Annotated in this window: 15 protein-coding genes, 4 pseudogenes and 2 riboswitches; of the genes and pseudogenes, 10 read left to right on the top strand and 9 right to left on the bottom strand. The window is 58.7% G+C overall.

Translation table 11 applies throughout. The annotated features are described in order from the left end of the window. Window positions 1–10: 10 nt before the first annotated feature. From B5P46_RS01500 to B5P46_RS01490, 3 genes are read left to right on the top strand one after another with little or no spacing between them, the layout of a single operon-like run. The gene (locus tag B5P46_RS01500) at window positions 11–949 is read left to right on the top strand and encodes an ABC transporter permease (protein WP_129417512.1); all 939 of its coding nucleotides are present in this window, start codon (window positions 11–13) and stop codon (window positions 947–949) included. Beyond that, the gene (locus tag B5P46_RS01495; RefSeq protein ID WP_129417144.1) at window positions 946–1,767 is read left to right on the top strand and encodes an ABC transporter permease; all 822 of its coding nucleotides are present in this window, start codon (window positions 946–948) and stop codon (window positions 1,765–1,767) included. The genes B5P46_RS01500 and B5P46_RS01495 overlap by 4 nt, the downstream gene beginning before the upstream one ends. Continuing rightward, window positions 1,764–3,188 (top strand): ABC transporter ATP-binding protein, encoded by a 1,425-nt coding sequence (locus B5P46_RS01490; protein ID WP_129417143.1) that lies wholly within the window; start codon window positions 1,764–1,766, stop codon window positions 3,186–3,188. The genes B5P46_RS01495 and B5P46_RS01490 overlap by 4 nt, the downstream gene beginning before the upstream one ends. Window positions 3,189–3,238: 50 nt before the next feature. Beyond that, a riboswitch (cobalamin riboswitch) is annotated at window positions 3,239–3,483 on the top strand. Here the strand turns inward: B5P46_RS01490 and B5P46_RS01485 are convergent. Further along, the gene (locus B5P46_RS01485; RefSeq protein ID WP_129417142.1) at window positions 3,469–4,191 is read right to left on the bottom strand and encodes a GntR family transcriptional regulator; all 723 of its coding nucleotides are present in this window, start codon (window positions 4,189–4,191) and stop codon (window positions 3,469–3,471) included. It overlaps the preceding riboswitch by 15 nt. A 156-nt stretch (window positions 4,192–4,347) precedes the next feature. Between B5P46_RS01485 and B5P46_RS01480 the strand changes: the two genes are divergently transcribed. Both B5P46_RS01480 and B5P46_RS01475 read left to right on the top strand, forming a co-directional pair. Further along, the gene (locus B5P46_RS01480; RefSeq protein ID WP_348639837.1) at window positions 4,348–4,923 is read left to right on the top strand and encodes an ATP-binding cassette domain-containing protein; all 576 of its coding nucleotides are present in this window, start codon (window positions 4,348–4,350) and stop codon (window positions 4,921–4,923) included. Between the two features lie 25 nt (window positions 4,924–4,948). After that, window positions 4,949–5,025: riboswitch (Fluoride riboswitch) on the top strand. A gap of 47 nt (window positions 5,026–5,072) precedes the next feature. Further along, window positions 5,073–5,783, top strand: a pseudogene (locus tag B5P46_RS01475) (chloride channel protein); the annotation flags it as partial. A 26-nt stretch (window positions 5,784–5,809) separates the two neighbouring features. Here the strand turns inward: B5P46_RS01475 and B5P46_RS01470 are convergent. Then, the gene (locus B5P46_RS01470; RefSeq protein WP_129417141.1) at window positions 5,810–6,694 is read right to left on the bottom strand and encodes a LysR substrate-binding domain-containing protein; all 885 of its coding nucleotides are present in this window, start codon (window positions 6,692–6,694) and stop codon (window positions 5,810–5,812) included. 75 nt (window positions 6,695–6,769) lie between these two features. Between B5P46_RS01470 and B5P46_RS01465 the strand changes: the two genes are divergently transcribed. Further along, on the top strand, window positions 6,770–7,789 hold the full coding sequence (locus tag B5P46_RS01465; RefSeq protein ID WP_129417140.1) for a permease: 1,020 nt from the start codon (window positions 6,770–6,772) through the stop codon (window positions 7,787–7,789). Next, window positions 7,786–7,992, top strand: coding sequence for a DUF1127 domain-containing protein (locus B5P46_RS35455; protein ID WP_129417139.1), 207 nt, complete (start codon window positions 7,786–7,788; stop codon window positions 7,990–7,992). The genes B5P46_RS01465 and B5P46_RS35455 overlap by 4 nt, the downstream gene beginning before the upstream one ends. 735 nt (window positions 7,993–8,727) lie before the next feature. Here the strand turns inward: B5P46_RS35455 and B5P46_RS01450 are convergent. Then, window positions 8,728–9,987, bottom strand: coding sequence for an extracellular catalytic domain type 1 short-chain-length polyhydroxyalkanoate depolymerase (locus B5P46_RS01450; RefSeq protein ID WP_129417138.1), 1,260 nt, complete (start codon window positions 9,985–9,987; stop codon window positions 8,728–8,730). Between the two features lie 31 nt (window positions 9,988–10,018). Then, entirely contained in the window at window positions 10,019–10,438 is a 420-nt protein-coding gene (locus B5P46_RS01445) for a CopG family transcriptional regulator (RefSeq protein ID WP_129417511.1), read from the bottom strand. 380 nt (window positions 10,439–10,818) lie between these two features. On the opposite strand from B5P46_RS01445, the gene B5P46_RS01440 reads away from it, so the two are divergent. Further along, window positions 10,819–11,427, top strand: coding sequence for a hypothetical protein (locus B5P46_RS01440; protein ID WP_129417137.1), 609 nt, complete (start codon window positions 10,819–10,821; stop codon window positions 11,425–11,427). 61 nt (window positions 11,428–11,488) lie between these two features. Here B5P46_RS01440 and B5P46_RS01435 read toward each other — a convergent pair. The 3 pseudogenes from B5P46_RS01435 to B5P46_RS01425 form a co-directional block, all read right to left on the bottom strand. Beyond that, window positions 11,489–11,602, bottom strand: a pseudogene (locus tag B5P46_RS01435) (cold-shock protein); the annotation flags it as partial. Beyond that, window positions 11,568–11,789: pseudogene (locus B5P46_RS34760) on the bottom strand (non-homologous end-joining DNA ligase); the annotation flags it as partial. The pseudogenes B5P46_RS34760 and B5P46_RS01435, both read right to left, overlap by 35 nt. Continuing rightward, window positions 11,786–12,147: pseudogene (locus B5P46_RS01425) on the bottom strand (Ku protein). The pseudogenes B5P46_RS01425 and B5P46_RS34760, both read right to left, overlap by 4 nt. Before the next feature lie 554 nt (window positions 12,148–12,701). On the opposite strand from B5P46_RS01425, the gene B5P46_RS01415 reads away from it, so the two are divergent. Next, on the top strand, window positions 12,702–13,385 hold the full coding sequence (locus tag B5P46_RS01415; RefSeq protein ID WP_129417136.1) for a transcriptional regulator: 684 nt from the start codon (window positions 12,702–12,704) through the stop codon (window positions 13,383–13,385). A gap of 128 nt (window positions 13,386–13,513) precedes the next feature. After that, window positions 13,514–14,089: a hypothetical protein gene (locus tag B5P46_RS01410; protein WP_129417135.1), complete on the top strand. Its 576-nt coding sequence runs from the start codon at window positions 13,514–13,516 to the stop codon at window positions 14,087–14,089. 166 nt (window positions 14,090–14,255) lie between these two features. On the opposite strand, the gene B5P46_RS01405 is transcribed toward B5P46_RS01410, so the two are convergent. Both B5P46_RS01405 and rpsU read right to left on the bottom strand, forming a co-directional pair. Beyond that, window positions 14,256–15,062: an MBL fold metallo-hydrolase gene (locus B5P46_RS01405; protein ID WP_129417134.1), complete on the bottom strand. Its 807-nt coding sequence runs from the start codon at window positions 15,060–15,062 to the stop codon at window positions 14,256–14,258. 592 nt (window positions 15,063–15,654) lie between these two features. Next, complete coding sequence (gene rpsU, locus B5P46_RS01395) at window positions 15,655–15,894, bottom strand: 30S ribosomal protein S21 (protein ID WP_003554884.1); 240 nt, start codon at window positions 15,892–15,894, stop codon at window positions 15,655–15,657. Between the last annotated feature and the right edge of the window lie 438 nt (window positions 15,895–16,332).

Here is a 16,332-nt window from a genome sequence, read left to right as displayed (position 1 = left end):
GGGCATGACGATGAAGAATTTTCTTCTGACGCGCCTCCTGCAGGCCGGTATCGTTGCCATCGTGGTCGGAGCCTTATGTTTCGTCCTGATGCGCGTGCTGCCCGGCGATGCAGCCATGCGCATCGCCGCCGGCCGTTATGGGCCGGACGCGCGAATTGCCGATGCGGCGGAAAAGGTGCGCCTTGAACTTGGGCTCGACCGTCCGATTGCCGTGCAGTTCATCGAATGGCTCGGCAGTCTCGCACGCTTCGATCTCGGTCATTCGCTGGTCACGGGCCGCGCGGTCGCCCATGAACTGCAGGTCCAGCTCGGTGCTTCGGTCTGGTTGGCGGCGGCGGCCCTCCTGCTGTCGCTGCTGATCGGCCCAATCATCGGTCTCTTTGGCGGCCTCAAGCCCGGTGGAACTGCTGATCGCGTCGGTCTCATGGGCGCGGTCACCTTCCGCGCCATCCCACCCTTTGTCCTGGGGCTTGTCCTGATGCTGGTATTTTCCCGGCAGCTCGGCTGGCTACCACCGGCAGGCTTTGGTTCGCCGCGCGAAATACTCCTGCCGGCACTGACGCTGGCTCTCGGGCTTGCGGCCATGTCGAGCCGTGTCACCCGCAACGCGGTGGCAGTGGTGGCGCGCGCGCCGTACTTTGCCTTCGCCCGCTACAAGGGGCTTCCGGAGGCCGTGGTCGTGCGGCGCCATGGCCTGAGGAATGCGGCGATTCCGGTCGTGTCCTATCTTGGGTTGCAGGCGATCTATCTCATCGAAGGGGTTGTGGTCGTCGAATCCCTCTTTGCTTATCCCGGCATCGGTCACGCGCTGGTGCATGCCATTGTCGAGCGGGACGTGCCGATGGTGCAGGGCACGGCGCTGACCATGGGCCTGATGTTCGTCGCCATCGCCGCCATTGTCGACCTTGTGACGCTTTGGCTCGATCCGCGTATAAGGAAAAATGCATGACGACCATTGACCAGATCTACCTGCCGCCGAAGAAAGGCCTCGGAGCCTCGCGTTTGGCTGGCGCGAGCCTGCTGATCCTGCTTAGCGGTTTTGCCATCATCGGGCCGGCGGTTATCCCGGTCGATCCGGCGGCCCAGGACTTTGGCGCCAGCCTTGCTCCGATCGGTGGCGGCTACCTGCTTGGCGCCGATCACTACGGCCGCAGCCTGCTGGCGCGCCTTGCCCATGGCGCACGGCTATCGTTCGGACTGGCTTTCCTCACCATGCTGGCTGCTGCCATACCCGGCGTGCTGCTTGGTCTCATCGCCGCCTGGAGAGGCGGGTGGACAGAACGCGGGCTCGAATTTGTGGTAACCATCGTATTGGCATTGCCCGGCCTCATGCTGGTGTTGCTGTTGCTCGCCTTTTCGCCGGGCAACTACGGCCCCCTTTTCCTCGGCCTGGCCCTCACGCTCTGGGTTGAGTTCTATCGGGTGACGAAGGCGACCACGAAAACGATATTGTCCCAGCCGCATATCGAGGCGGCGCGTATGCTTGGTTTCGGCTCGCGCTACATCCTGGAGCATTATGTGCTTCCGGTCATTGCGCCGATGATCGCGACCCTTGCCGCGTTTGCCATGGCAACGGCCATTATCGCGGTCTCGACGTTGAGTGCGATCAGTGTCGGCCTGCAACCGCCGACGCCTGAACTCGGCAGTATGATCGTTGAACTTCTGCCCTATTTTGCCGAGGCGCCAGTGCACGTGCTGCTTCCCGCTGCGCTGATTTTCCTGCTCGTTCTTGGCCTGCAACTTCTCGCCCAGGGGGAGCGAGCATGAACATCCAGTTGATGAGTGATCTTGCGGTTAACGACCTGTCGATCCACGCGGCTGATGGACCGATCGTCTCGAACGTCTCGCTTGCACTCGGCAAGGGCCGGCCACTGACCCTGCTTGGAGAAAGCGGCTCTGGAAAATCCCTGGTCGCCCAGGCGATCATGGGCAATCTGCCGCCGGGGGTGCACGCCGCGGGGAGCGTGTTCTTCAAGGGGCTGGATCTCCTTGAGGAAACGGCCGCAGAGCGGCGCCGACGCTGGGGCCGAAGCGTCGGCCTCCTGCCGCAGGAGCCATGGCTGGCGCTGGACCCGACGATGCGCGTCGGCCCGCAGGTCGCCGAGGTTCATCGCTACGTCAAGGGCAAGAAAGCCATCGATAGCGTGGCGGCCGCCAGGCAAAATTTAGCTGACGTCTCCCTTTCCTCGGCCGAGGCTCTCTATCCGTTTCAGATCTCGGGCGGCATGGGTCAGCGCGTAGCAATCGCGATGGCCCATGCCGCCGACACCGAATTGTTGATCGCCGACGAGCCAACAAAAGGTCTTGACGCGGCGCTGCGGGACTCGGTGACGGCACGGCTGAGGCACGAGGTGGAGGCGGGACGATTGCTCCTGGCCATCACCCACGATGTCGCCGTTGCAAGGGCGCTCGGCGGCATGGTCGGCGTCATGCTGGAGGGGCGGCTGGTCGAGTACGGCCCCGCCGAAGCGCTGCTCGAAGCACCGGAACATGCCTATACGAAGTCACTTCTTGCCGCCGAGCCTTCACAATGGAAGCGGAGGGCAGGAGCGACGCCTGGCAAGACCGTGGTCGCAGCCCAGGGACTGGAAAAGCGTTATGGCGACAGGGTGCTGTTTTCCGGCTTCGATATTAAAGTCGCCGCAGGCGAGATCGTGTCCATCGTCGGCCCGAGCGGCTGCGGCAAGACGACAATCGGCAATATTCTGCTTGGCCTGACCAGACCCGATGCAGGTGCGGTCGTGAGAGATGGGGAGCTGTCGCCACTCCGTTTCCAGAAGCTTTACCAGGACCCACCGGCTGCCTTCGCTCCACATCAGACGATCCGTAAGGGTTTGAAAGATCTTGCTCACCTGCATGGCAAAGATTGGACCGAGATCGAAATCCTGTGCAGGCGCCTGCGTTTGCAAAACGCCTTGCTCGATCGTCTGTCGGGACAGGTTTCCGGCGGTGAATTGCAACGGTTTGCACTTTTGCGGGCGCTTCTGCTTGATCCCGCCTTCCTCTTTGCCGACGAGGCGACCTCTCGACTTGACCCAGTGAGCCAGCAAGACGTCATCACGTTCCTCCAGGAGATCGTCGAGGAGACCGGCCTTGCGGTTCTGCTGGTCACCCATGACCACGATCTTGCCGAAAAGGTCTCGACGCGGCTCATCGAATTGGGAGGCGCTTATGAAAAGGCCATCTGAGGTCGTCCGCACCGGTTCCAAGCCCGGCCTTGACCCGTTGTCAGCTTCTCAATTAACTGGCCGCGACGGTTCCCCTACCCCAAGAGATGGAGGGGAATAATAGGGAACACGGTGCGGACGACCCGCATGGGACCAAAACCGTGGCTGCCCCCGCAACTGTAAGCGGATTGCCGTCCATTCTAATGGCGCATAGCGCCATGCCACTGTGCGATACGCACGGGAAGGCAGATGATGGAGAATGCGGCAGTTTGATTCCGTTCAAGAGCAGGTACTTGAACAATCAGCGCTCGGGAATTCGATTACCGAGGACAAACTTATAGCGCTCCGGCCGAATAAAGAATTCAGACTTTTCGGCGCAGACGCCGTTATCGAAATAGGAGGTTCGTTCGAGCACAAGCAGGACGGTATTTTCGGCTGCGCCCGTCAGCGATGTTATCCGAGGCGAGACAGCACGCGCTCCGATCGCAATCTCGGCGGAGACAATGTCGGTGCCGGCTTTGTCTTTGAGGAGTGCATAAGTCGGTTGTTGTTCTGCTACCTCTCGCTCAAGCTCCAATATGAAGGTCGGCAACAGGCTTCGGCCCAATGCAATTGGTTCATCGTTCACGACATGAAGCCGCTCTAAAAGTGCGCATTTCGTTCCGAATAGCGGGATGAAGGCAGATGGTGTTTCGATGGCGGTCAGTTCAACGATCCGCATCGTGGCATCGAAGCCCTGGACTTTCAGCGACTCATGAAAGCTACGCAGCGTATCGATCCGATGGCGCACCTGCTTGCCCGCTACGAAAGTGCCTTTGCCTTTCCGACGGTCGATCAACCCGTCCTTGTCGAGCTGTTCGAGCGCCAGCCGGACGGTGACGCGACTGACCGTGAAGCGTGCCACAATCTGCGATTCCGACGGGAGCCGTCCGGACGGCTCATAGACGCCTTCGGTGATCTCGCCACGAAGGCGATCGGCGATCTGCAGGTACATCGCCACCGGGTTGTTCCGTATCAGACTCATCTATCTTCCATTGGGTCGAAAAGACCACGAAGCATCAAAGCTGTGGAATAGCGTTCCCTTTAGCCGCCGGACAAGGGGAACTCTTCGCGTTGATCGCCTGTATTATAATGTATTATAAGCTGGGGCAACTCCAATTCAGGGTCGTCCTCAGGCAACATGGCATCTCTACCTACACCACGGCAGATTTCATCCAGCGCCGCCTTCTCGGTGGACGGCATGGCTTTCACCTATCCCGAAAGCCGCCGCGGCGTATTCGAACGGTTTTCGCTGAAAGCTCGGCCGGGAGAATTCGTGGCGATCCTCGGTCCGTCCGGTTGTGGCAAGTCAACGCTCCTCAATCTTCTTTCCGGTTTCCTGCGCCCGCAATCGGGGCATATCACCATAGACGGTGCGCCTGTTGTGCCGGAGCATCCGGTTCTCGGATATGTATTCCAGTCGCCAAACCTCTTCCCTTGGCTGAGCGTCCTGGAAAACGTCCGGTTCGGCCTTCGCATGAATCGCCGTGGATCGCCCCAAGAGCAACGAGCCGTCGCGCTGCATTTTCTGCGGCTTGTCGGCCTGGAAGAGCAGGCGCATGCTGCCGTGGCGAAGTCCGGGGAGATGGCGGCCGAACGGCAGATTTCCCTGCGTTTCGGACATTTCTCGATCCCCTACCTGAGCTACGCTTATCCGATGGACGAGACGTTCGAGATCCTTGAACCTTGGCTGGGGTTCTCAACTCATAGCTATTGACGACGATATGCAGGCAACGTAGTGAACGCGCAACGGTAATGGATTCTGCCGGGCATTACGCCAAACCGCTTCCCCGACGAAGCTGATGACTCCTACTCAACGCGAGCCACGCGAAGGAGTAGAGTCGTGTCCAGGAACCGGTCCTTAACACCCGCATGGCACCTTTCATTCTCGTCACAACCGTCCTGACCCATTTGGTTGGCGGCTCAGCTGGTCGCGAGGGAACGGCTGTCCAGCTCGGTGGCAGTCTCGCGAGCGCGTTCGGCCGCATGCTCAGGCTGACGCCGGGTGATGTGCGCATTCTGCTGATGGCTGGAATTGCGGCCGGGTTCGGTGCTGTTTTTGGCACGCCGATTGCCGGCGCGATTTTCGCGCTCGAGGTGCTCACCATCGGCCGGATGCAATATGAGGCTCTTCTGCCAACGCTGCTGGCGGCTGTCGTCGCCGACTGGACATGTCACGCCTGGGGAATTGGCCATGTTCACTATACCATTGCCTATCTCGGCGGCGCCGGCGAGGCGATCGGATTTCACCTTGATGCGGTTCTGCTCCTGAAAGTCGTCGTAGCCGGCGTGGCTTTCGGTCTTGCCGCGCATTTCTTCGCCGAACTCTCTCATCTTGCGTCATCAGCGTACAAGGTGATCCTGCCCTATGCGCCGCTCCGTCCGGTTCTCGCCAGCGCCATCTTGCTCAGCCTGGTCTATCTGCTTGGTACCCGCGAGTATCTAGGGCTCGGTGTTTGGTCACCCAATCCGGGCGACGCAACGATCCTTGGTTTCTTTCGTCCCGATCACGTCGATTACTGGAGTTGGGCGTGGAAGGCCTTGTTCACCATCGTAACGCTGAGCGCCGGCTTCAAACGACCCGCAGGAGTCTGCAGCTGCGGTTAGGCTGCAGGCTTAAGCGTCCGGACAGTTCTTGCAATGATCGCGGTCAAGCTATCGGCCAGTACGGCCTCGGCACCAGAAGCCCGCGACAGCACGAGGGGCGTCTCGCCGAGCAGAGGCAAACCGGCATCCGCTAAATACCGAATGCGATCGGTTAGCGAGCTTTGCGGGAGGACGCCGACTGCGACTCCCGCCGATATCGCGGCACGAACACCAGCGACACTTTCGCTGGTGCAGACGATCTCATAGTCCAATCCGGCTTTCTGTAGCAGATCGAGGCAACGTTCGCGCCACCAGCAGGCCTTGTCGAACAGGGCAACGGGCAGCGGTCTACGGCTCTGAACATCATGAAAGGCCGAGCCGGTCCAGATGGCCGCCTCGCGATGGACGATCACATCGTTCACTGCGACGCTCTCTGGTGTATGGAGGGCGAGATCCAGTTCGCCCTGTAAAAGTGCGGCTGGAAACTCCACGCTGGAACCGCACCGCAACAGGATGCGCGCGCCCGGCTGCTCTTCCGAAAACCCAGAAAGAATTGATGGCAGTAGAGTGTCGCCATACTCTTCAGGGATCCCAAGCCGGATTTCACCTCTGACCTGTGCTTCCCTCATAAAGAGGACCGTCTGATCCAACGTCTCAACGACCTGGCGCGCAATTGGCAGCAATTGTTCACCGCGCGTAGTTAACAAAACTCCGCGACCATGGCGCTCGAACAATTGTTGTCCGACAATATCTTCAAGTTTTTGGACCTGCAGGCTAATGGCGGATTGCGTTCGCAGAAGACGATTTGCGCCAGCGCTGACACTCCCGGCCTTGGCGACCGCGAGGAAACTTCGCAGCAAGTCGCTGTCGAGCTGCGGGCCGGATCTATTGGTTTCACTCATACCTAGTATTTATACTATTCGTTTCACTCATGGAAGCTGGCAGTTTACAAAAAGGCATCAACGAGGATGATGCCCATGACTATTGCGCTTCCAAGACTTCAAAGGCCATTTGTTTGGTCAACCGCCGCGGTTTTCACAGCCGCCGTTGCGGTCGTGTGGCCACAGAAAGCGCAAGAAACCTCGCGTTACGTTCTTGAGAGCTTTGTCGATGTGGCCCCAACCATAGCAATCGGCCTCATTCTATCTGCTTGGGTTGCGGCAAGCGGCGCTGGTATGGTCACTGCACAATGGTTCCGGGGACGCCCGGCAACAACGATCGTGATCGCGTCGGGGGTTGGTGCCGTTACGCCGGTGTGCGGTGTAACGGTGCTACCGTTGATGACCGGGTTCCTCGCCTCAGGAGTTCCACTCGCACCTATCATGGCGTTCTGGCTTTCTTCTCCGCTCACAGATCCGGCAATGTTCGCGGTGACGTGGGCAGTTCTTGGTCCGGCGTTCGCGATCGGGAAGGCCGTTGCGGCATTCGCCCTCGGCGTTTTCGCGGGAACTGGAACCGCGCTTCTGACCGGGACAAAGATGGTGCAAAATCCGCTGCGTTCCTTGCGCAAGGCGGATGCGGGGGAATGCGGTATCGGCACATCAACCGAATTTTCATTCCGTATCTGGCGGGATCCTGCTCGTATGCGCATCTTCCGCGCCGACCTCCTTTCCATGACGAAGCTCATTGCCTTGTGCCTGACCTTCGCGTTTGCGGCGGAATACCTTCTGCGCGACCTTCTACCGTCGCATCTCTTGGCAACTTATGTCGGAGAGGATTCCGTCTATGCCATCCCGCTTGCGGTAATGGTCGGCGCCCCAATGTATCTCGATGGCTATGCGGCTCTGCCTCTGGTTCGGGGGCTGCTTGATCTGGGCATGTCACCCGGAGCTGCAATGGCGTTCCTCGTTTCCGGCGGCGCAGTCAGTGTGTGGGGGGTGATGGCTGTCGTGGCAGTTCTCCGCCCTCCGACCATCGCTCTGTTCGTGATACTTGCTGTGATCGGCTCGCTGGCGATTGGATATGCTTTTGCCGCTGTTTGGGCCGTCCTTCCATGACCTTTCTCGCTGGATTGAGGACCGCTTGGCGAACCCTGTCGGAGAATTTCAGCGGAAATGGCGCAGGTGAATATCGCCAGTTATCTAAGCTCGATGAACGGCTCCTCGATGATATCGGTATATCTCGAAGACGGGCTGAAGAACGGGACGAAAAAAAAATACAAAAATCGCGAGGCGAGCCCAAAGACGAAACAAATACATAGAGAGATCCAATCTGCAGGTCCTTCAGTCCTATCCTCAATATACGTCTTTGAATTTAACGAGGTATCCGCCTTGATGAGAAGCCTCAACCGCTTCATGAACCAGCGGTCAACGCTACTATCGTTCAGCGCTCTGTCCCGAATGGCCCGACAGTTCCATAAATAGGCGTTACGCCGCAAATTTGTGTTTGCGGGGTGGGTTCAAGGATGAAGATGCTCTGCAAATCCGTCATTCGCGTAATCAAAATACGCATGCGAATCAGCCAGTGACTGCAGGCTGATTCCGGCGCCAGTTAAATCGAATACCAGAGGATCTCTCGGAAGCGGAGGCGTGATGATCGCCTCCACTTCGGCCGAAAGCCGCGAGCGCCGGGTTTCGGGGGTGCGCGGCAGCAACGCCGTTAGCGTTCACGCAGTGCGATAGCGTGCGAGCAGATTGTAGACTTGGCGGGTGGTCAGGCGTAATTCGGCCGCGGCCCGGACGACGGCTTCTTGCTTTGGGCCACCACCATCGAGAACCTTGTCCAATTCACGGGGCGGCGCGTCGCACTGCCGACCATTGCTCGTCCGTGACGGTCTGGGCCGCCTTGGGTGTTCGATCGCGCAATCGCTTTGGCAAACGGCAGCACTCGCTGAAATCGTTAGCGGAAAATCGCATTGTATTTACCGGCTAAACCTAACGGAGGGCAATTTGAGACATCAGAGAAAGGGCTTGGCCACGTGACAGCCAGTCGATCATCATTCACATTGATCGAGGAAGAAGCGGACCATTTCTGTTGTGGCGCTCGGCCCTCGAGGATCTGTATATGACCCGTCGGCATGTCCGCCTGACCACGCATGCCCCGCGCCGTTCACCAGCCAGTATTCCAATGCCGGCCTTCCTTTCTCGTCCGTGAGAACGGTTGTTTCATAGGTCAGGCCGCCAGCCGAACGGCCGGTCTTGCTCGCTGCGCCACCAGGCACAGATGGGGTTGACGCCGCGACGATCCGATCGGCGTTGGAGCGATGGACCGTCCGGTCAGCGTCGCCCTGGAAAACGATCGTACGGACCCGGCATGCCGGGTCTAAATCTTTCGGAGTTCTCCGAGGGATGAGACTGCCTTCCCCACGCATAGCGGTGAATGCTGAAACGACGTCGTTGGCCGATCCGCAAGCCAACCCGGAATGGATTCCCACCGCTGCATAGAGATCAGGATAGGCCTCGGCCATCACCGCCGCCATCGCTCCGCCGGCAGACAGGCCCGCAACGAAGATCCGGCTGCGATCGAGCCCGAAGTCGCGAATGATCTCTTCCGTAATGCCGGCGATGATCGCAGGCTCGCCAGCGCCGCGTCTCTGATCCAGCGGCCGAAACCAGTTCCAGCAAGATGATGTGTTGTCTGCACCCGTCTGGCCGGGATAGGCCACTAACAGGCCGTGTGCCTCGGCCGTGGCGTTCATGCCGGTTCCAATCGCGAAGTCGTCGGGATCCTGCTTGCAACCATGCAGCATGATGACGAGGCCTCGCGGCACGACTGGAGCAGAGGCCGGAACGTAGAGCTTGTAGCTTCGCTTGCCAGCGGCACACGTAAAAGAGCGTGCCAGATATTGTGCGCCGTCCGGGATTACAGGCTTGAGGGAGCGTCGTGTCATTCCGGGAAGGCCGCCGCCTGAAAATGATGGGAGCTTCCCGGCCGCCGAGCGTCCTTCACTGAGGATCCTGAGCGTGTCTCCCAGCGGCCGTCGCACCCGCGGCGATCGTTGAAAAGTATCCGTCTCGGCAAGAGTGGATTCCGGTTTTGCCGCAGGCTCTATGAGCTGGGCGTGGGGATCTACCGGAAATGGCTTCGGGCGCGATTTCGCGGGCGGGGGCATGATGTCGGAAACCGCCGTTCCAGGTTCGCCTGAGACTGTTCGCCCGGCAAGAGTATCCAGGATCACTCGGGTGGCTTCCGAAGGGTTCGAGGCACGCGTGAAGAGCGTTGCCCGGCGCATGGCCGCAGCAAATTCATCGTTCATGGGTAGTATCCTTGTTGACGGTGCGATCAGCTTATCGGATGCGCTCTGCGAGCGCGGATTTCAGTTCCGCGCTGGCCTGAAGCGCGCCGAGCACGGTGATGGTTTCGATTGTCGCAAGAGCGAGGTCTGGCGTTACGTCCGAAGCGATACGGACGAGGCCCACCACCTTGATGTGCAGTCTTTCTCCAGCCGCTTTGACGGACTCCAAGTCGGTACTGCTGTAGTCGCGCAGTCCGAGTTCGAGCGTGTGACGGACAATGGATTGCTTTACTACCTCGCCTTCAATGCCAAGCTGGTTCCGGATCGCCGTGCGGATGAAGTCCGTGCGATTTGAGTAGAATCCCTCCTGAACGAGGAGGTCGATGCGACCGAGATCGACATAGCCAAGATTAATTGTGATCTTTTCCGATTCAGTTCCCTTATCGGCAAGCCTGCGTATACTATCCGCCATGATCATTCTCCATCCATATGGATGGTATATGGATGGCTAAAATCCAATATTCAAGGGTTCGAATAGGCGCCTTGTACAATTTTACGCATGGTATGCTGCCGATCCGCCTGCGAACCGCGGTATCCTGTCGAGTGGCTGACAGCAGTCGCGTTTTCGATCTCACCGGCGATCTGCAAGCCTTGGCGAACGGGATACCAACCTGCCGAGCGGGGGCAGCGACGAGTTCGCGCATGGGTCGCCCGGGAGCTCGGATAGCCTTGAGCGGCCGCGCCGGGGGTATTTTCCTATCTCGGGGGGCTGATGATGCTGGCGGTGGCGGGGTTCATCGGGGTGTGGCAGGCGCCGGGCGTGGTCAATGACTGGCTGGTGGGAGCGATCCGGTGGCGGTACCCGACGCGACGATCACTGATGGGGAATGCCATGCGCGGCGGGTGGTGTTCGTCGATTGCTCAGCCCATGTCGCCTATGAAATCGAAGGCAAAAGCGTGGAGCACGATATCGAATTGATGTTCGTGAATTTCCACACCGGCGACTATGAGGTCGACGTGGTGCGTTCGGCATCGCAGCCCAACCGAGCGGCGCTGTCGCTGGGGCTAAACATGCTGTGGAACCGCACTCTCGTGGACAGCGCCCTTGTGCTGGGGATTGCGGCAGCAGGGATTGCCCTCTTCGCGGGGGGTGTCAGGAGCGATCGCAGTCGCCGGTTGGCGCTGCGGGAAACCACGCTGGATCTTCGGGAAGTCAAAGTGGCCCAAATCAGCCCGGTCTTGGGCGGCAAGTATGTGCAGTTCCAATATGGCGCCGACCGCAAGGGCAAGCCGTTGCTGGCGATGTCGTTCTTTGGCGGGAGGAAAGAGCCCTATTGGCTCGACGGGCAGTGGCGCTGGCGGCGCTGCCGGAAGGAGCGAGCGTGCCGGTACTGCTCGACGCGGAGCTCAAGCGGCTCGATGCCTCGCCGCCGGAGATTGCGACAATTGCGGTGCGACTGAAAGGGATAATGGCGGGGGCTTGAGGAAGACCTCATTCTGGGGGCGTAACAAGAACGGTTCTTCGCTGCAAAGCAGACACGTGAACGAATACATCCGCTCCTCCATTCTTTGGAGTGATGAAGCCAAATCCCTTATGTCGGTTTTGTATCGATATGGATCGCGAGGCGGTAACCATCCCACTTCACCTCGAAGGCCCAGTCCGGCCCCATGGGCGCTATTGCCTTCAGCAGCGCCAGGCATGGCTCCACACGGTCGGGCATGGGATCGAACGGCAGGTGCGGTTGCGCCGGATCGCGGCGCCGACGTGGCTGAGATTTGGCAACCTGATCGTCCTGGAGCAGCGGTTTGGCACGTCTGCTCATTTACTGGTCCGGTTTTCCGCCGCAACCGACTTCTTCAAAGCATCCATGATGTTGACGACGTTGTTGGGTCGCGGTGACGATGCGGGAGCCTTGGTCGTGCTCTTCGACGGCTTCTTGAGTGCCTTCTTCTTCGTGTTGATGATCTCGATGAGCCGATCCTGCACCGGGTCGACGACCAGTTTCGGCGTCCAGTCCTGGGTCTGCTTTTTGATCAGTTGCCGGTGACGGACTCCACATAATGGCTGACGACCCGGTTTTGGGTCTCGCGATTGAGCGTGTGGAAACGGACCTTCTCGTTCTCGGAGGTTGCCGGCATCATCTGCACCGGGCAGGTGACCAAGGAGAGCTGAACTGCCATGGCAACTTCCTCCGATCAGCCGGCCCGGCGCGTCGGCGCCGCGGCGGGCTTGGACTTCGTTACCGGCTTTGCGGCTTTCTCACGACCCGCACCCTTGTTGGCGTTGGCCGCGGTACGTTTGGGTTGGGCCTCTTTTGCCCCAGGCCGGCGCTTTCGCGTAGCGCCTGCAGAAGGTCGCTGGGCTTCGAGGCTATACGCCAACAAGCCGACCCCGTGCAGAGTGTGGCTAAACCTTCGAGACCGCTGTTTTCAATACACGGCCTCGCTGTGCGCTGCCTGCAGGGATCAAATTGCTCGTTAGCATCTGCGCTGAAAATCTTCAAATCGTCATCTCAAACAAGGGCACGAGGATCCTGCGAATCCATGCGGATTTCTCGAACTCTATGAATTTAGGTCCGAAACCAACGCGGATCCCGCTAAGACTGCCCACGCACGTGACGACCGAGAGCACTGTGGGTCTAGACCGCCAATGCAGCAATCGCTATCAGCAGGGCTTGTTGCGATGCGAAACACTTCGCTGCTACATCACCGCGGAAATTTCGAGGCTAAATTTCGTGAAAAAGATTCAACGCAGTTTCGTTGTTGAGTATAAATCCGGGCGGAGAAAAACCGATCCCAACTCGAACTCGATCTGGGGCAACATGGATCTCAAGTCCGTTGCTCGAGATGTTCAGGAAGACGCAATGCCATTCCTAACGCGGGACGAGCAAATCGGAGCATCCGACAGCGAGGTCTCCTTACCCATAGTGAAACGAACGGGGCCGTTGTTGACACCGTCAATCGGGCATCCGACAACTGCAACGGCTACACAGGAGACAATCATGGCTGACGAAAACGACACGACAACAAGTAATGACGCGCCGGCTTCTGTCGTCGCAGGGATAGATGCTCCAAAGAAACAGCGGAAACCTCGCGCCAAGAAGGCGGCACCCGAAACGGCGTCAGTCGAACTTGCTGCGGAACCAGCCGCTGCTTTGAACACCACAGCTGGCAAGCGCGGCAAGCAGACGAGAGGACGTAAGCCGAAGTCGATTGAGGTCGCGGTCAGCGCCAAAAAAACCCCTGTGAGACGCGGTCCGAAGGCTGTGCAGCCAGCGACTGCAGCACCGGCTGCTGCAATCGACGAGATGGCGGATCTTCTGCAGTTGGAAGAAGAAAATCAGCGACTGCGCAAATTGCTCTCGGCGAAACTCCGTGCCGAAAATGCAGATCTGCGTAAGCGGCTCAACCTCAGTTGATCCCAGGCGCGGCCAATCGCTGGCCGCATTTCTGTGCTCGTTTGAGATGTGCGATTTGGTGGCGGTCATCCCGCCGCCAAAGCTCAAGCTCGCAACCTGCATGCGAGGTAGAACGCGAGGTATAAACAATGGCGTCACCTTGGAAATTTCTTGCGCGACTGACGTCCAGGCGGCGGGGTTCGAAAGAACAGCAAGACGGCGTCATCGACGATGTGAAATTGGAAGAGGGGGTGAGCCCCGAGCCTGTTCAGGCAGCAACCGACAATACGCAAATTTCTAGTGACCGGCTGGTGGAAGCGGAGCCACAATCTGCCGATCAATCCGATGCGAGAATGCCAGTACCGGAGGATTCCGCAAACGGGGGCCGTGTGCAGGGGAAGATCGACCTCGAAAGCGCCAGGCTCGTGGATGCCGCTGGTCCTGCCTTATCCGATGGCGCCGATTTCACAACCACTCCAACTCACGAAGCGCTGACATTCTCTTCGTTCAAGAAGAGACCGAGCGCCAAGAAAAAACGCAGCCAAGAAGCCAGCGTAGTCAAGTCAGTTGAAGTCTCTCCGCAGCTTCCAACAAGCGTACCCACTTTTTCCGATGAGGTACAAACCCTCGATGAGGAGATCAGGCTGCTGCGCGACCAGTTGGCTCGCAAACTTCAACTTCAGAATGCGCAATTGAGGATAATGCTGGAGCGGTTTGAGCGCTGAGCACGTCATGATTCCCGTTCACGGCGCAATTTGATGGCGCGCCAGTTCAATCCGTTTCAAGGCGGCGGTTGTTGTCCCCGAAACCGAATGCTATTTCATCGCATCGGTAACTTGGTTCGCTAGTGCCGCGGCAACGGCGGCCTGTTCGCGAGTGATCGGGGTATCCCTAGCCATCAATGGCCGTTAGATATCTTTCCATGGACCGCTCCACGGTACGGTTGCCGTCACTTTCGATTGTTCTCCCAGGGAATGCACCATAAATCGCCTCAAAACGATATGGTCGCACCGCCTGCGAGATTCCTTTCACCGTACGCGCGTTGAGCGGAATGAGGTTCGGATAGCTGCGCATGAAGCTGACCCATTTGCGATCCACCGTTACTTGCATCGTGTCGCCGACGAAGAGAGCCCCTCGTCCGTCTTCCAGCCAGGGACAATGAAGCACAGAGCTGCCGGCGAAATGGCCGCCACACCGAATCATGGTCGCCTGGCCCACCTGCAGCGCCTCGCCCGTCCAAGGGCGTAGGGCCATAGTGGATCTTTGCACCCATTCGCCGTCATCAGCGTGGACATGAATCGGCACGCTGTCGCAGGCTGCGCTCCACTCGATCATCGACGAATAGAAATGAGGGTGGGAGATTGCGATCGCGCTCAGGCCGCCCAAGGCAGCAATTCGGGCTTTGCTGGCCTCGTCGATGATGCTGAGGCAGTCCCAGAGAATGTAGCCGTCTGGTCCTTCGATGAGAAAGGCGCGCTGACCAATTCCGAAGGAAGGTGAGATCTGCAGGCTGTGAACGCCTTCCGCTTCCTCATTCCAGATGACGCTGTGCGTCTGGCGAAGCGCCGCAATGTCCGTCCACTCTTGGCCCGCTTGGGGCACGAATTGACGATCGTCTTCACAGATTGGGCAGGCTGGCGGCGGTTGGGGGCTCTCGCTGAACTGCGTACCGCATGTCATGCAGATAGAACATGTCATTCTCAAATCCTCGTCAGCCTGTCTCGCGGTCTGTGGGCTTCGATTATGTCATGCCGCCCCGCTCAGCTATTTGTTATATCTACCGTGATCGAGGTTCGATCAAAGCGAAAAGGCAAGCTGCGGCTCGTCTCCTTCGCCAGCGGTGTCGAGGGACTAAGCGTCATACCCAGTAGTCGAACGCCGTTTGCGACAGCGAAGAACGGCGACAACAACAAATCCACGATCTCAGCGATCTCGGTGGCATTTGCCACCGGTACAGCAGCGCAGAAGCCCGACCAGGTGCGGCATTGCCAAAGAGCCACGGCCCCACGTCGGGCCGCCACCCCGCCGATCAGCTAACCTGTTCGACCATCGGAGAGCCGGATGACAGCGGGCGGATCAGCGACTGAGCCGGAACGGAGGAGTCCAGCCAGCCGGCCCACGCATCGCGCTCCAGCTGAAACTGATCGAAGACGCCCCTGACACCTTTATCAAGGCGCGGGGAGCAACTTCCCATTGGACACTGTACTTAACGGCACGGCCTGCAGGAAAGGGATATCTCAGACACGAGAAGTCCTATCCTCGACAGACGAAACATCTGTCATGATCACTACTAGCGACCAGAAGCTCTCGCCTTCTTGGGAGCCGAAATACCACTTTCCCGCTCAAGCTTTTTTCGAGCGAGTTTACGGACGCGCCTGATACCCTCGGCCTTTTCACGCGCTCGTTTTTCGGAGGGCTTTTCAAAACGCTCCCGAAGTCGGGCCTCCCGGAAAACGCCCTCGCGCTGCAACTTCTTTTTCAAAAAACGGAGCGCTTGCTCAACGTTGTTGTCACGTACCAGAACTTGCATTTTAAACTCCTAGGACCACTGACGCGCCTCATTAGATCCATGTGCATTGATGATCAAGGCTTGGAAGACAGTTTGCCTAGATTCTCTGTCGCCCCTGTTTTCATGGGCACGATCGCGAGTGGGGCTAGGGTAAGCTCTGCCAGCGATTGATAGGTCAGAAGTTCATATCCTTTCAAGAGCACCAATTCAGCAAGGCAATTTTCAGTCAGAGGTGAGCAATGTGGCCGCCGGTCCGCGCACGAGCGCCTGGGTGCGTGTTTCCAGCAGACAAAGCCTCGCGATGCGACGGTAGTGTGTAACAAGGCAGTGCTATTGCCTAATGTTGTCTAATCGCGCCAAGTCGAACTAACGCATACCCCGCACCGCCAATTTGAATCAAAAGGTCTGCTCTCATTTCCCTGTCGGTGACGACCTTGATTTTGGTCCATTTGTCAATCT

The organism is Rhizobium leguminosarum (genome assembly GCF_004123835.1).
In the GTDB taxonomy this organism is placed as follows: domain Bacteria; phylum Pseudomonadota; class Alphaproteobacteria; order Rhizobiales; family Rhizobiaceae; genus Rhizobium; species Rhizobium leguminosarum_M.
The sequence above is the reverse complement of the archived record's forward strand: the minus strand, read 5'-3'. Positions and strand labels throughout refer to the sequence as shown.